Annotated in this window: 14 protein-coding genes; 7 read left to right on the forward strand and 7 right to left on the reverse strand. The window is 64.0% G+C overall.

All coding sequences use genetic code 11. The features are described from left to right. Nucleotides 1-124 precede the first annotated feature (124 nt). The 3 genes from AC56LW_RS07325 (at nt 125) to AC56LW_RS07335 (ending at nt 3,853) form a co-directional block, all read left to right on the forward strand. Complete coding sequence (locus AC56LW_RS07325; protein WP_499633182.1) at nt 125-1,810, forward strand: bifunctional metallophosphatase/5'-nucleotidase; 1,686 nt, start codon at nt 125-127, stop codon at nt 1,808-1,810. Between the two features lie 16 nt (nt 1,811-1,826). Beyond that, nucleotides 1,827-2,888, forward strand: coding sequence for a S1/P1 nuclease (locus AC56LW_RS07330; protein ID WP_332533602.1), 1,062 nt, complete (start codon nt 1,827-1,829; stop codon nt 2,886-2,888). 101 nt (nt 2,889-2,989) lie between these two features. Beyond that, on the forward strand, nt 2,990-3,853 hold the full coding sequence (locus AC56LW_RS07335) for a MipA/OmpV family protein (RefSeq protein ID WP_332533601.1): 864 nt from the start codon (nt 2,990-2,992) through the stop codon (nt 3,851-3,853). Between the two features lie 192 nt (nt 3,854-4,045). Here AC56LW_RS07335 and AC56LW_RS07340 read toward each other — a convergent pair whose 3' ends face one another. The 6 genes from AC56LW_RS07340 to AC56LW_RS07365 form a co-directional block, all read right to left on the reverse strand. Continuing rightward, nucleotides 4,046-4,543 (reverse strand): hypothetical protein, encoded by a 498-nt coding sequence (locus tag AC56LW_RS07340; protein ID WP_332533600.1) that lies wholly within the window; start codon nt 4,541-4,543, stop codon nt 4,046-4,048. 568 nt (nt 4,544-5,111) lie between these two features. After that, a complete protein-coding gene (locus AC56LW_RS07345) occupies nt 5,112-6,077 on the reverse strand; it encodes an ABC transporter permease (protein WP_183557370.1) in 966 nt (321 codons plus the stop codon). A gap of 3 nt (nt 6,078-6,080) precedes the next feature. Then, on the reverse strand, nt 6,081-7,187 hold the full coding sequence (locus tag AC56LW_RS07350; protein ID WP_258836469.1) for an ABC transporter permease: 1,107 nt from the start codon (nt 7,185-7,187) through the stop codon (nt 6,081-6,083). Further along, nucleotides 7,184-8,713 carry an ABC transporter ATP-binding protein gene (locus tag AC56LW_RS07355; RefSeq protein WP_499633186.1) on the reverse strand — a complete coding sequence of 510 codons (1,530 nt, stop codon included), beginning with the start codon at nt 8,711-8,713 and terminating at the stop codon, nt 7,184-7,186. The genes AC56LW_RS07350 and AC56LW_RS07355 overlap by 4 nt, the downstream gene beginning before the upstream one ends. Nucleotides 8,714-8,809: 96 nt before the next feature. Further along, nucleotides 8,810-9,826 carry a BMP family lipoprotein gene (locus AC56LW_RS07360; protein WP_499633188.1) on the reverse strand — a complete coding sequence of 339 codons (1,017 nt, stop codon included), beginning with the start codon at nt 9,824-9,826 and terminating at the stop codon, nt 8,810-8,812. Nucleotides 9,827-10,072: 246 nt separating this feature from the next. Next, the gene (locus AC56LW_RS07365; protein ID WP_499633189.1) at nt 10,073-11,011 is read right to left on the reverse strand and encodes an alpha/beta hydrolase; all 939 of its coding nucleotides are present in this window, start codon (nt 11,009-11,011) and stop codon (nt 10,073-10,075) included. Nucleotides 11,012-11,222: 211 nt separating this feature from the next. On the opposite strand from AC56LW_RS07365, the gene AC56LW_RS07370 reads away from it, so the two are divergent. The 4 genes from AC56LW_RS07370 to pcp all read left to right on the forward strand — a co-directional run bounded on the left by AC56LW_RS07370 (nt 11,223) and on the right by pcp (nt 13,913). Further along, nucleotides 11,223-11,525, forward strand: a complete 303-nt coding sequence (locus AC56LW_RS07370; RefSeq protein WP_183557384.1) for a YciI-like protein — start codon at nt 11,223-11,225, stop codon at nt 11,523-11,525. A gap of 77 nt (nt 11,526-11,602) precedes the next feature. Continuing rightward, nucleotides 11,603-12,307: a DUF969 domain-containing protein gene (locus tag AC56LW_RS07375; RefSeq protein ID WP_499453587.1), complete on the forward strand. Its 705-nt coding sequence runs from the start codon at nt 11,603-11,605 to the stop codon at nt 12,305-12,307. After that, nucleotides 12,304-13,260, forward strand: a complete 957-nt coding sequence (locus AC56LW_RS07380; protein WP_499633191.1) for a DUF979 domain-containing protein — start codon at nt 12,304-12,306, stop codon at nt 13,258-13,260. Before AC56LW_RS07375 ends, AC56LW_RS07380 begins: the two co-directional genes overlap by 4 nt. Nucleotides 13,261-13,262: 2 nt before the next feature. Further along, the gene (gene pcp, locus AC56LW_RS07385) at nt 13,263-13,913 is read left to right on the forward strand and encodes a pyroglutamyl-peptidase I (protein WP_499633673.1); all 651 of its coding nucleotides are present in this window, start codon (nt 13,263-13,265) and stop codon (nt 13,911-13,913) included. Nucleotides 13,914-13,919: 6 nt separating this feature from the next. Here the strand turns inward: pcp and AC56LW_RS07390 are convergent, their stop codons facing one another. Further along, nucleotides 13,920-14,333 (reverse strand): DUF2141 domain-containing protein, encoded by a 414-nt coding sequence (locus tag AC56LW_RS07390; RefSeq protein WP_183557394.1) that lies wholly within the window; start codon nt 14,331-14,333, stop codon nt 13,920-13,922. Nucleotides 14,334-14,406: the final 73 nt, after the last annotated feature.

The raw sequence follows: 14,406 nt of genomic DNA on the forward strand, positions 1-14,406 counted from the left end.
GCCCTGCTGCTGTAAGGATTTCCTGCGCACAGGCGGCATGGGATAATGCTTGCTGTTGCGCTTATCCAAGCCCCGTTTTTCGGATGCCGGCGACCCCGGCCCGATTCCATAAAAGGTGTTTTTCATGATCGTCTCGCGTCGCGCAAGCGCTCGTCTTTCCACACTCACCGTCGTGCTGCTGCTGGCCGGCTGCGTGACCGCCCCACAGGGCCCGGTCACCATCAATCTGGTATCGCTCAATGACTTCCACGGCAATCTGGAACCAAGCCGCTACGTGCTCAAGGGCGCCGACGGCAAGGACCAGGTCATGCGCGCCGGCGGCGCCGAAGCCGTGGCAGCGGCCCTGCAGGCCTGGCGCAAGGAAGACAAGGAGTTGCTGCTCGTGTCGACCGGCGATATCGTCGGCGCCAGCCCGGCGCTGTCGTCGTTGTGGGCCGACGAGCCGACGATCGAAGTGATGAACATGCTGAACCTGCGCGCGAGCGCGGTAGGCAACCATGAATTCGACGGCGGCCGCAAGGAGCTGCTGCGCCAGCAGAACGGCGGCTGTGATTCGCCACACCCAACCAAGGCCTGCAAGTTCACGCCGAACTTTGGTGGCGCCAAATTCACGTACCTGGGCGCGAACGTGATCGACAAGGTCACCGGCAAGCCGATCATCCCGGGCTTCACCATCGAAACCGTCAAGGGCATCAAGGTCGGCCTGGTCGGTGTGGTGCTGCGTGATACGCCGAACATGGTTGTCGCGTCGGGCATCGCGGGCTTGCGCTTCGGTGACGAAGCCGAAGCGATCAACAATGCGCTGCCGGCCATGCGCGCGGCCGGCGCCCAGGTCATCGTGGCCCTCGTGCACCAGGGCGGCCGCACGGTCGAGTCGCCGTTGCAAACCGGTTGCAGCAAGCTGACGGGCGATATCGTCCCGGTCGTCCAGAAGATCGACCCGTCGGTCAAGCTGGTGCTGACCGGGCATTCGCATCAAGGTTATCTGTGCGATGTCGATGGCCGGGTCGTGACCCAGGCCGATACGGCCGGCCACCTGCTCACGCGTGTGTCGATGCAGGTCGAGCCAACCACCGGCGCGGTGTCGAACCTGACCGTTGCCAACGTGGTCATGAAGCCGGGCGAGTATCCGGCCGATCCAAAGATGGTCGCATACGTCGCGCAAGTGAAAGAGCGCAGCGAGGCTGCTCTGACGCGTCCGATCGCCAAGATCGCCGTCGCGCCGCTGCTGCGCAAGAATAACGATGCGGGGGAATCGCCTCTTGGAAACCTGGTTGCCGATGCGGCGCTGGACTCTGCGCGCAGCCTGGGCGCGCAGTTCGCCTTCATGAACAACGGCGGCATCCGGCGCGATCTCGAAGCAGGCGCCGACAAGACCGTCAACTTCGGCCAGGCGCAGGCCGTGCTCCCGTTCGGGAACACGACCGTCGTGATGAATCTGACCGGCGCGCAGATCCGCAACCTGCTCGAGCGCCAGTGGCCCGACGGCCCGAACGTGACGTCCAGCGTCCTGCAAGTCTCGCAAGGCTTCACCTACACGTGGGACGCGAAGCGGCCGGCCGGCAACCGGCTGGTGCCGGGCAGCGTCAAGCTCGATGGCAAGCCGCTCGACGACGGTGCAACCTACCGCCTGGCGCTGAATAACTTCCTGGCCGAAGGCAGCGACGGCTATCCGGAATTCGCGCTCGGCACGCAGCGCATCGATACCGGCCTGCGTGACCTGGACGGCTTCATCGCCTACCTGAAAAAACTCGAAGGGCAGGGCGCCGCGCTGGCCCCGGCTACCCCGCGCATCGTGCGCCTCAATTAAGACCATCAGGACCATCATGAAAAAACTCGCATGCGTGCTGGCGCTGACCGGCGCTTTTGGATTACTGGGCGCATCGGACGCCGCCGCCTGGGGCCGCGACGGCCACCGCGCTGTCGGCTCGATCGCCGACAAGCTGCTCAAGGGGACCAACGCGCAAAAGCAGATCGCGCTGCTGCTGCAGCCGGGTGAATCGCTGGCGTCGGTCGCCAACTGGGCCGACTGCGTCAAGGGCACGTACTGCGGCCCGCAGACGCCCGAGATGGTGGAATACGTCGAAGGCAACCCGCGCCACAGCGAATACCACTACACCAACGTGCCGTTCCAGCTCGATCACTACCATGAGCATGGCGTGGGCACGAGCGACGTCGACATCGTGCAGACGCTGGAGCAGTGCATCGCCGTCTTGCAGGGCAAGACCGATCCGGCGCTGAACCCGCACAAGTTCACCAAGCGCCAGGCCCTGATCCTGCTGGCACACTTTGCCGGCGACATCCATCAGCCACTGCACGTGGGTTCGGCGTTCGTGAGCAAGGACGGCAAGTTCATCGTGCCGAAATCGCGCGCCGAAATCGACGACGCGCTCGTGTTCGATTCGCGCGGTGGCAATAACCTGCTGCTCGATGACGAGAAACTGGCAGCGCTGTCGAAAGGGGTGATTCCGCCCGGTGAGCCAGTCGTCATCAAGGAAGGCGTGCCAAAGGCGCTGACCAAGCCGTTCCACTCGTACTGGGACAGCACGACGGTCGACTACGCATTCCGCCGCATCAAGACGCGCACGCCGGAGCAGTTCGCGGACGTGGCGATCGCCAGCGCGCCGCTGGTCGCGAAAGCCAAAGGCGACGTGGCCACCTGGCCCGTGCAGTGGGTGGAAGACGGCCTGAAGTCGGCCAAGCTGGCATATGCCGACGTGGTGCCGGGCAAGCTGACGCCGCAGACGGGCAAGAAGGGCGAAACCTACTACACCTTCGCGCTCGAAGTGCCGGCCAACTATCCGGTGCCGAGCTCGGAAATCGCCAAGACCCAGCTGATCAAGGGCGGGTACAACCTGGCCGCGATGCTGCAGGCGATCTGGCCGTAAGCCCACGGCCTGCAGCGCGCGGATTGTTCGCGCGCGCGGTGCACTTTTGGCACGGCCTCGGATAGAATCCGGTCATCCCCCGACCAGACTCCCGAGGCCCCATGCACGTTCCATTGAAGGCTGCCATCGCGGCAGCCTGCCTGTTCCCCGCACTCCACGCCCACGCACAAACCCCGGCCGGCGCCAGCCTGCCGCTGTGGGAGTTTGGCCTTGGCGCTGCGGCCCTGAGCACGCCTGCTTATCCCGGCGCCGACGATCGCACCAATCGCATCCTGCCCATCCCGTTCCTGCTCTATCGCGGGGAAGTGCTGCGCGCTGACCAGTCGGGTATCGGTGCGCGTCTGTTCCGCTCCGATCGGCTAGAGTTCGATGTTGGCCTGTCCGGGGCGTTGCCGTCTGATTCCGATGACGTCGAGGCGCGTGCCGGCATGCCGGACCTGGGTGCGCTGTTCGAATTTGGCCCGCGCCTGAAAATCCGCGTGGCTGACATTGACGCGACGAGTCGATTGCGTGCCGAACTGCCAGTGCGCGCCGTGATCGAAGCACGCGGTGGCCTGCGGCGCCAGGGCTGGACGTTCGAGCCAAAGCTGGCCTACGAAACGCGCGGCGAACGCGGTCTGTGGTCGTTCGAAGCCAATACGTCGGTGGTGTTCGGCGACAAGCGTATCAACCGCTACTTCTATGAGGTCGCGCCGCAGTATGCAACCGCGAGCCGCGATGCGTACAGCGCCGACGCCGGCCTGGTCCTCGCGCGCGTGGGATTGTTCGCCACGCGCCAGCTCAATCCTGACGTGCGTTTGTTCGGCTACGTGCGTTACGAGTCGTACGCTGGCAGCGCCAACCGCGACAGCCCGCTGCACCTGAAGAATTCGGGCACGTCGGCGGGCATCGGCTTCGCCTGGACACTGGCACGCTCGAGCCGCCGAGCGGCGGGCTTCGAGCCGGTCGATCCCGTCACGCCGTGACATAACGCGGGCATCGTCGGGGTTTGACGACAGTCAGCTTCGCTGCTCGTTAATGACACCATCAGAAATCGGCAAGCAAAAGAGCGGCATGTAAAAAGAGCGGGATATCCGCCGCTCTTTTTACATGCCGCTCTTTCTTGAATCAGGCCGTCACGACGCAGTATCAGCGTCGCTCGGCGCTGTTTCAGGGAGTTACTTCTGCTTGTAAGAAACCCGACCCGATAAGCCAATCGTACCGGCGCCGTTCGACAAGTCTTCGGTGCCGCTCAGGGAGCCGCCGCCGGTTGCGTGAAAATAGGTGCCGGAGCCGCCGGTGATGGTGAAGGTGCCACCGTTCATGACGTAGGCAGTGCCTGCGCCGGTAGGAACGAACTGGCCACTGTAGTCGGCGAAAATCTGGTCGCCGTTTGGATACAGCAGGATGAACTTGCCCTTGCTGAAGGTGAACGTCGTGCCAGACTGGGCGAAGCAATCACCGCCCACGAACGCGACCGGCGTTCCTTCAGCCGTCTCACCGTGGCCGGCGAGCTTGCCGCCAAGGGTGGACGCACATTGCGGCGCAGGCCCCACTTTTTCATTGAATACGCCTTTGACTTCAAGCGCTCTGACGACGTTCGGACCGGCAGAGGCCGAGAACGAAGCGGCCATCAAGACCAGGCTGGACAGGAGGCGTACGGAGACAGTCTTCATTACAAAATTTCCTTGGCTGTTAAAAAAATGATATGGCACATACTAAGATAAGAGCAGAAATCTGGTTGTGCGCACGATTCCATTTTTTTACATTGTTGCAGGTCTCCCACATGCTGGGCAGGCTCAGCACGAACAGGGGCAAGGATACGGCAGGGGCACACGGCGGGGTCACACACGGCGGGGTCAGGTCTGACATTCAGACACGGACTCAACACACACGGCGGGGTCAGGTCTGACATTCAGACACGGACTCAACACACACACGGCAGGGTCAGGTCTGACATTCAGACACGGACTCAACACACGGCGGGGTCAGGTCTGACATTCAGACACGGGCTCAACAAAAGTCTATTGATGAAAGCCCTTATGAACGGACTAAGGCAGAGCCCGTGTCCAAATGTCAGACCTGACCCCGGCTGTTCTTGACCCCGGCTGTTCTTCAAAGCCCTTCTGAACGGGATAGGGCAGAGCCCGTGTCCAAATGTCAGACCTGACCCTGGCTGCTTTTGACGCTGCCAGGGCGGCAGCGTCATTGTTCAGGCACCGGCCGGCACTGGCCGGCGGAGGATCAACGCGACTTGACGAACGGCTTGCCCAGCGCCTTGGGCGCCACCGACTTGGCCATCAGGCCTGCCAGCACGACCACCGTGACGATGTACGGAATCATCTGGATCAGCGAACCCGGAATGCGGCCCACGACCGGCAGGTCGACGCCTTCGATCTGGATCTGTACTGCGGCAAAGAAGCCGAACATCATGCAACCCAGCACCGTGTGCACGGGGCGCCAGTTGCCGAACACCAGCGCCGTCAGCGCCAGGTAGCCGGCGCCAGCCGACATGTCGCGCAGGAAGAAGCCGCTCTGGACGATCGACAGGTAGGCGCCCGAGAACGAGCACAGCACGCCGGCGATGATCATCGCCGTGTAGCGGGTGCGCTGGACCGAGATGCCGGCCGCGTCGGCCGCGTGCGGGTTTTCGCCGCAGGCGCGCAGACGCAGGCCGAAGCGGCTGTAGAACAGCACCCAGTGCACGATCGGGAGCAGGGCAAAGGCCAGGTACACCAGCACTGAGTGCCCGCCAATCAGGCTGCCGTAAACCCAGCCCAATACCGGCACGTCGGCCACCAGTTCGGTCCCGGGCAGGATGACGCTCGCGAGGCGCGCCTCGCCGAGGTCCGGCGTGCGCCCGCCCTGCTGGAAGAAATACTGGGCGACGACGAACGTCAGCCCGCTCATCGCGATATTGATCGCAATGCCGGCCACGAGCTGGTTGCCCTTTTGCGTGATCGAGACGAAGGCCTGGATCAGCGCCAGCACGACGGAGGCGACGATGCCGGCCGCGATGCCCAGCCACGGATCCTGGTAGGTGTAGGCAACGCCGGCCGAGACGAAAGCCGACGCGAGGATCTTGCCTTCGAGGCCGATGTCGACCACGCCGCTGCGCTCGGCGAACAGGCCGGCCATGGCCGCGAACATCAGCACCGGCGCGTTGCGGATGGTGGAGACGACGATACTGGCGAACTGGAAGTCTTCCATGGCTTATCCCTTGCTTGCGCCGTTGTTGGAGCGTGTTGCGTTGATCAGTTTGAGTACCGCTGGCGCGTACATGTTTTCCATGGCGCCGCAGAACAGGATGATCAGGCCCTGAATGAAAATGAAGGTCTCTTGCGGGATGTTCGGTTTTTCCAGCGACAAGTCAAAACCGCCCTGGATCAGCGCGCCGAACAGAATCGACGAGAGCAGGATGCCCACCGGATGCTGGCGGCCCATCAGCGCAATCGCGATGCCGATGAAGCCCGCGCCGGCCGGGAAGTTCAGGCTCAGGTAGTGGGTCGAGCCGAGGATCGAGTTCACTGCCGCCAGGCCCGCCAGGGCGCCCGAGATCAGCATCGCAATGATGATCGTGCGGCTGATGCGCACGCCCGCATAGTGCGCGGCGTGGGCGTTCAGGCCCGTCGCCTGCAGGCGGTAGCCCCAGCTCGAACGCGACACGGCCACCCAGTAGACGACCAGCGCGACCAGGGCCAGGAGGAAGGCCAGATTCAGCGGCGTGCTCTCGCCGAAGAATGGCAGCCAGTTCGACAGCAGCGGGATCGCGGCAGCGTCGGTAAAGGTGCGGCTGGCCGGGTTCTGGTCACCCTCGGGGATCATGTACTTGACGATGATGAAGTTCATCAGGCCAGCGGCGATGAAGTTGAACATGATGGTCGTGACCACGACGTGGCTGCCGCGCTTGGCCTGCAGATAGCCGGGCAGGAAGGCCCAGGCGGCACCGAAGACGGCGCTGGCCACGATCGCCAGCGGGATCAGGAGCCACGGCGAGAGCGTCGCGTCGAACGCCAGCATCGCCAGCGTCAGGCCCAGGCCACCCAGATACATCTGGCCTTCGGCGCCGATGTTGAACAGGCCTGCCTTCATGGCGATCGACACGGCCAGGCCGGTAAACACGAAGGTCGACGCATAGAACAGCGTGTACGACAGGCCTTCCGGATTGATGACGGCGCTGTTGACGAGGATCTGCAGCGACTCGACCGGGCTTTCGCCCAACAGATGGATCACGAGCGCCGCGACCAGCAGGGCAGAGAGCAGATTCAGGACCGGCAGGACGAAGCCCGAGGCCCAGCGTGGGAGTTCAGTGGTTTTCATGATTTGTGCATCCCGCCCATCAACAGGCCAATGCGGGTCGTGTCGAATTCGTCGATCGGCAATTCGCCGGTAATGCGCCCGCCCGACATCACGATGATGCGGTCAGCCAGCGCGCGCACTTCTTCCAGCTCGGTCGAGACCAGCAGGATCGCGACGCCCTCGTCGCGCAGGCGCAGCAGTTGCGTGTGGATGCTCTCGATGGTGCCGATGTCCACGCCGCGCGTGGGCTGGCCCACCAGCAGCAGTTTCGGCGAGCCCGACACTTCGCGCGCGATGACGACCTTCTGCTGGTTGCCGCCCGAGAGCAGGCCGATGCGCACGTTGGGGTCTTTCGGGCGCACATCAAAAGCTTCAAGCAAATGGGCGCAGCGCTTGGCGATCGCGTCGAAATCGAACAGGCCCATGCCCTTGGTAACGCGCTCCTGGTAGCCGAACACGGTGTTCTGCATGACCGAGAAATCCTTGATCACGCCGTCGCGCAGGCGGTCTTCCGGCACGTGGCCGATACCCATGTCACGCAGTTCGGCGGGCAGGCCGTCGGCGTTCGAGCGGCCGGCGAAGGGCAGGGGTTTGCCCTCGAGTGAAACCGTGCCGGAGGTTGGCAGGCGCATGCCCGACAGGATGTGCATCAACTCGCTCTGGCCATTGCCCGATACACCGGCAATGGCGACGATTTCGCCAGCCCGCACCGACAGGGCGATGTCGCCCAGCAGCTGCACGCCGTTTGCGTCCTTCAGTTGCAGGTTCTCGACCTGCAGCACCGGGGCGCCCGGCGCATACGGTTTGCGCGGCAGGTTGCCTTCGATCGGACGGCCGACCATCATGTTGGCCAGCTGCTCCTTGCTGGTGTCGACCGTGGCGACGGCGCCGGCCAGGCGGCCCGCGCGCATCACGGTCACCTGGTCGGTGATGTCCATGATCTCGCCCAGCTTGTGGGTGATCAGGATGATGGTCTTGCCCTGTTCCTTGAACAGCCGCAGGATGTCGAACAGCGATGCGATTTCCTGCGTGGTGAGCACGGCGGTCGGCTCGTCCAGGATCAGGATTTCGGCGCTGCGGTAGATCTGCTTGAGGATTTCAACGCGCTGCTGCGCGCCCACCGACAGGTCCGAAATCACAGCCAGCGGATCGACGTCAAGGTGGTAGCGCGCGCAGATTTCGCGCAGCTTCACCTCGGTCTCGCGGCGTTTCTTCGACAGCTTGAAGGCGCCTTCGGCCCCCAGCATCACGTTGTCGAGCACCGTCATGTTCTCGACCAGCATGAAGTGCTGGTGCACCATGCCGATGCCGAGCCCGATGGCTTCCTGGCTCGAGCGGATCTGCTGCTCCTTGCCGTTGATGACGAGCTGCCCGCTGTCGGCATGGTAGTAGCCGTACAGGATGCTCATCAGGGTGGATTTGCCCGCGCCATTTTCGCCGATCACACCATGGATCGAACCCTTGGCGATCGAGAAGCTGACGTCGGCGTTCGCCTGCACCGGCCCGAAGGCCTTGCTCACGTTGCGAAATTCTACGGCTGGCTGCATTGCGATCTGTCGTAAAAAGGAAGTGTGCTTATCATTCAAAAGCGCGCCGGACCGGTAATCAACCGGCGCGGCGCGCTTCGAATGGAATGAAGGTGATCAGACCGGGCAGGAACTGCCGGCGCGGTAATCGATGACCTTGATCTTGCCGTTGATGATGTCCTGGCGTACGCCGTTGACGCGCTTTTCGATTTCCGGCGTGACGACCGCGCGGTTATCCTTGTCCAGCACCCAGTCGACGCCGCCTTCTTTCAGGCCCTTGTAGGTGACGCCTGCTTTCCAGGTGCCTTTCTTGACGGCCATGAACGAGTCATACACTGCCACGTCGACGCGCTTGACCATCGAGGTCAGCATCGTGCCCGGGTGCAGGTAGTTCTGGTTCGAGTCGACGCCCACGGCCAGCTTGCCCTTGGTCTTGGCCATCTGCAGCGCGCCCATGCCGCTGCCGCCGGCCACGGCGAAGACCACGTCCACGCCGCGGTCGAACTGCGCGCGTGCCAGCTCGCCGCCCTTGGCCGGGTCGTTCCAGGCTGCTGCCGTGGTGCCGACCATGTTCTGGATGATTTCCGCTTTTGGTGCCTGCGCCCTGGCGCCCTGGCCGTAGCCGCAGGCAAACGCGCGGATCAGCGGAATGTCCATGCCGCCGACAAAGCCGAGCTTCTTGGTCTTGGACGCCATGGCCGACGCCACGCCGACCAGGTACGCGCCTTCCTGTTCCTTGAACATCACCGATTCGATGTTCGGGCCTTGCGCCACGCTGTCGATCAGGATGAAGCGCACGTTCGGGAATTCGCGGGCGACTTTTTGCACGGCTTGGGTTTGCGAGAAACCGATGGCGGCGATCAGGTCGACCTTCTTGCGCGCCAGGCCGCGCATGACTTGCTCGGCCTGGGTATCGCTATTGGCCTGGACCTCGAACACTTTCACGCCGGTCTCTTTCGTGAAGCGCTGCAGGCCCTCGAAGGCCGACTGGTTGAACGACTTGTCGAACTTGCCGCCCGCATCGTAGACCATGCCGAATTTCGGCGCGGCGATCGGTGCGGTCGATGGCGCCGCCAGCGCGCTGCCGGCAAGGCACATGGCCGCCACGGTGATGCTGAGTTGCTTGAATTTCATGGTTGAGCTCCTGGAATAGCGATATTGTACCCGCCGCATGCCTTGCGATGGGATCGGCTGCGCGATTGTCGCAGCACGGCGCCGTGCAAGTGGTTACGGTTTGTATCTGGGGAGGGTCGTTGGGGCCAGGCCCGCGCCCTTCGGGCACAAGCTGTCAAATATGCATCAAGCTGCAAGTTGATGACAAATACGATTTTACTTCCCAATTTATTCACTGGAAATATAAATGCTGACAACTTTCATCAATTATTTTGTGGCGAGGACAAGATCGGGCGCTGCTGCGGTCGTTTCGACCGGTGGCGTGGCATTGGCCACGGCATCGGCCACGGCGGCCGCAGCGGCCGGCGTCACCGGTTGGCTGAACTGGCGCGTGAGAAATCCGGCGACCATGGCGTGTGTCGCTTCCAGATATGGGATGGTCATGTGGTCGGAGTCCGGCACCACCTCGTCGGCCACCAGCGCGCCCAGCTTGGCCACCAGCAGGTCGGTGTGGAAGTGGGGCACGACGTCGTCGCTGGCGGCGCGCAGCACGTAGGTGGGGGCCTTGAGCATCGGTGCGTACTTGATCGACTCGAAGCGGTGGCGCAGCATGTATTCAATCGGCATCACGCGAAAGCGCCGCTTGGCAATCGCCAGGATCGAGTCGTACGGCGTGATCAGCACGACTGAATGCGCGGGGCGTTCGCGGGCCACCTGCACCGCGACGCCCGAGCCCAGGCTGCGGCCAACGACGGCGATGCGCTGCGGATCGACCTGGCCGCGCGTGGCGAGCCAGTCGTAGAGCAGGGCGCCATCCTCGATCATGTGGATCTCGGCCGGGATGCCTTGCGAGTCGCCATAGCCGCGGTAGTTCATCGCCAGCACGGTCATGTTGGGGAACAGCTTGCCGGCGTCGCGCGCGACCCACGACACTTCTTCGGAGCGCCCGCCGAAATACAGCACGGCCGGGCGCGGGCCGGGAATGACGGGCGTCATCAGCCAGCCGGCCAGGCGCGTGCCGTCTTTCGCGCGCAAGACGACAGGGCGGGTGCGGTGGCCGCTCGAACGGGGGCTTTTGACTTCGCGCACGAGCGTCGGATTGAACACGAGGCGGCGCTGGTTGGCCGCAACGGCAGCGGTCAGGCCCAGCCACAGCATGCTGGCCAGTCCAGTGAGTCCCGCCGCCATTTTTTTCGAGGTGTCCATGCTTGCAAGTCTACGCCTGCCGTCGAGTTTTGTTCTTAGAGGCATCCTTCTATGCATGTTCCATGACGGTTTGTCAGCCTAAAAAGTTGTTTTATTCCAACATAGCTGAGCCTGTTTGATTGTAGCGATGCCGGACGGCACGCTTGCGCCGCCGGGTCGGCTTTCCGGTAGGATTGATGCATCCGGCCTCGCGCCATCTCCTGGAGTCTTTGTGCATTTTCTTTTGACCTATGATCTGGCCCCCGACTATCTCGAACGCCGCGGTGAATTTCGCGACGCCCACCTGGCGCTGGCGTGGGAGGCGCAGGAGCGAGGCGAATTGATCCTTGCCGGCGCCATGGCCGAGCCAGCCGACAAGGCCGTCCTCGTGTTCGACTGCGAGACCGCAGAGCTGGTACAGCTGTTCGCGGCGCGCGACCCGTACGTGCTCAATGGCCTCGTGCGCGCGTTCCATGTGCGCCAGTGGAACACGGTCGTCGGTGACCTGGCGACCAATCCCGTCCGGCCGGGCTAACCTTCGTTGGACATTCACCTCGGCGCCCCATGAACATCGGGTAAGATTGCCCGCGTTTATCACCGCCGGGGAATGCAATGCAATCTGCTGTGAATCTGTGGCCACTGCTCGGCGTGGTCGTCATCGTAGTGGGGTTCGTGCTGCGCGCCAATCCGGTGCTGGTGGCCGTTGCTGCCTGCGGCGTGACGGGCGTTGCCGCGGCGATGTCCGTCATGACGCTGCTCGAAACGCTCGGCGCCGCCTTCCTCAAGACCCGTAACCTGCCACTCATCCTGCTGCTGCCGCTGGCCGCCATCGGCCTGCTCGAGCGCTTCGGGCTGCGTGACCGCGCCCAGGCCGCCATCGGCAAGGTGCGCTCGGCCACCGCCGGGCGCCTGCTGATCGTCTACCTGTTTGCGCGCGAAAGCACGGCAGCGCTGGGCCTGACCAGCCTGGGCGGCCATCCGACGATGGTGCGCCCGCTGGTCGCGCCAATGGCCGAAGCCGCGGCTGAAGCGCAACACGGTCCGCTGCCGCAGCGCATCCGCTACCGCATCCGCGCGATGTCGGCCGCCACCGACAATATCGGCCTGTTCTTCGGTGAAGACATCTTCGTTGCGTTCGGCGCCATCGTCCTGATGCACACGATCCTGCAGGCCGAAGGCATCGAGGTCAATCCGCTGCATATCGCGCTGTGGGGCATCCCGACGGCGATCACGGCGTTCGTCATCCACGCCTGGAACCTGCGCCGCCTGGATGCCGAGATTGCCCGCGCCGTGCTGGACGAGAAGGGCGCCGCATGACGCTCTCGATCGATCACTTCTATATCCTCGTCGGCCTGCTGCTGGCGGCCGTGGCCATCATGAACCTGCTGGACCGCAGCAATCCGCGCCGTGTCACCACGGCCCTGTTCTGGGGCCTGTACGCGCTGCTGTACCTGGCGGGTGAAGCGCTGCCGCTGGCGGCGGTGGGCGCCCTGATGATCGGCATGGCGCTGCTGGCCGGCTTTGGCGGCGTGAAGGCCGGCCAGCCCAGGGCGCTGGCGCCCGAAGCGCGCCAGGCCAGCGCCGCGCGGCTGGGCAACCGCCTGTTCATCCCGGCGCTGCTGCCGCCGCTGGTAACCGTCATCGGCGCGACCCTGCTGAAGGACGTGCAACTGGGCGGCCTGCCGCTCCTCGATCCGGCCCACATCACGATCGTCAGCATGGGATGCGGCGCGGTCGTGGCGCTGATTGCTGCCTGCTGGCTCACGCGCGCCACGCCGCTGCAGGGCGTGCGTGAAGCGCGCCGCCTCGTCGACGCGATGAGCTGGGCGGTCGTGCTGCCGCACATTCTGGCGGTGCTGGGCCTGCTGTTTTCCGAAGCAGGGGTGGGCAAGGCGGTCGCGCACCTGACGACAACCTATATCGGGCTGGACTCGGCATTCATCGCGGTGGCCGTGTACTGCCTCGGTATGGCGCTGTTTACGATCGTGATGGGCAACGGCTTTGCCGCGTTTCCCGTCATGGCCGGCGGCGTCGGGATCCCGGTGCTGGTGGGGGTGTACGGCGCCAACCCGGCCGTCATGGCGGCGATCGGCATGTTCAGCGCGTATTGCGGTACCCTGATGACGCCGATGGCGGCCAACTTCAATATCGTGCCGGCCGCGCTGCTGGAACTGCCCGACAAGAACGCCGTGATCCGGGCCCAGATCCCGAGTGCGCTGCCGATCCTGGTGGCGAATATCTTCCTGCTCTACTTTTTGATGAACCTGTGATGATCAAGACTGTTCTGCTGACGGGCTTTGAGCCGTTCAATGGCGCCACCATCAATCCGGCCTGGGAGGCCGTGCGCGCGCTGGAAGGCTGGCAGGGCAACGGCTTTCAGGTCGAGGTCCGCCAGTTGCCGTGCGTGTTCGGCGACGCCATCGAGGATCTGACGGCGCTGATCGACGAGCTGCATCCGGACGTCGTCATCGCGGTGGGGCAGGCCGGCGGGCGGCCTGATATCTCGGTCGAGCGGGTGGCGATCAATGTCGACGATGCGTCGATTCTGGATAACGGCGGGCAGCAGCCGGTCGATACAGCGATTGCCGCCGACGGTCCAGCCGCGTATTTCTCGACGCTGCCAATCAAGGCGATCGTGCACGCGCTGCGCGCACGGGGGCTGGTGGCGGGGGTCTCGCAGACGGCCGGCACGTTCGTCTGCAACCATGTGTTCTATGGCCTGATGCATCACGCGGCGATGCAGCCGCAACCGATCAAGGCGGGCTTCATCCACGTGCCGTTCCTGCCGGAGCAGGCGGCTGCGCGACCGGATGCGCCACCGTCGATGGCGCTGGAAGACATCATCGCCGGGGTCAAGCTGGCGGTGGAAGTCACGCTCGGCGTCGACACCGACCTGCGCGAAGCGGGCGGTGCGACGCACTGACAGCGATCAGCGCAGCTTGATCGTGGTGACGGCTTTCTCGTCACGCAGCTCGAATGCCGCATCCTCGAAGCTCGGCGGACCGAAACGGCCACGGGCATCGCGGCTGAATGCGTACGGCTCTTTCGGGATGCCCAGCACGTTGCGATCGAGCTTGCCGTTGTCGTTCTCGTCCTGGTAGGACAGCACGGCCCACGAACCGGTCGGCACGCCATCGACCGTGACGACCGTCTCGCCCGCCTTGGCCGGGGCCGAGCCCGAATACGCGCAATCCTTCAGGAAGGTCGTCTTGTCGCACACGGCGACAAGCACCTTGCCCTTGGCCGTGACGCCCTGGACGCGCACTTCGATCGATGCGGCCGAGGCGCTGCCTGCGGCGCAAAATGCTGCGGCGAGTGCTAAAGTACGGAAAGTCGATTGCATGTATTCTCCAATGGTTCAATTGTTGGTGTATCGTGTTTGACCGCCTGCCGCCGTTGCTGCGCTACCGTGCGGA

The organism is Telluria sp. LT2P80 (assembly GCF_059685955.1).

Coding starts and splice junctions, on each gene's coding strand:
- AC56LW_RS07325 (WP_499633182.1), top strand. CDS start 125: ATGATCGTCTCGCGTCGCGCAAGCGCTCGTCTTTCCACACTCACCGTC.
- AC56LW_RS07330 (WP_332533602.1), top strand. CDS start 1,827: ATGAAAAAACTCGCATGCGTGCTGGCGCTGACCGGCGCTTTTGGATTA.
- AC56LW_RS07335 (WP_332533601.1), top strand. CDS start 2,990: ATGCACGTTCCATTGAAGGCTGCCATCGCGGCAGCCTGCCTGTTCCCC.
- AC56LW_RS07340 (WP_332533600.1), bottom strand. CDS start 4,543: ATGAAGACTGTCTCCGTACGCCTCCTGTCCAGCCTGGTCTTGATGGCC.
- AC56LW_RS07345 (WP_183557370.1), bottom strand. CDS start 6,077: ATGGAAGACTTCCAGTTCGCCAGTATCGTCGTCTCCACCATCCGCAAC.
- AC56LW_RS07350 (WP_258836469.1), bottom strand. CDS start 7,187: ATGAAAACCACTGAACTCCCACGCTGGGCCTCGGGCTTCGTCCTGCCG.
- AC56LW_RS07355 (WP_499633186.1), bottom strand. CDS start 8,713: ATGCAGCCAGCCGTAGAATTTCGCAACGTGAGCAAGGCCTTCGGGCCG.
- AC56LW_RS07360 (WP_499633188.1), bottom strand. CDS start 9,826: ATGAAATTCAAGCAACTCAGCATCACCGTGGCGGCCATGTGCCTTGCC.
- AC56LW_RS07365 (WP_499633189.1), bottom strand. CDS start 11,011: ATGGACACCTCGAAAAAAATGGCGGCGGGACTCACTGGACTGGCCAGC.
- AC56LW_RS07375 (WP_499453587.1), top strand. CDS start 11,603: ATGCAATCTGCTGTGAATCTGTGGCCACTGCTCGGCGTGGTCGTCATC.
- AC56LW_RS07380 (WP_499633191.1), top strand. CDS start 12,304: ATGACGCTCTCGATCGATCACTTCTATATCCTCGTCGGCCTGCTGCTG.
- AC56LW_RS07390 (WP_183557394.1), bottom strand. CDS start 14,333: ATGCAATCGACTTTCCGTACTTTAGCACTCGCCGCAGCATTTTGCGCC.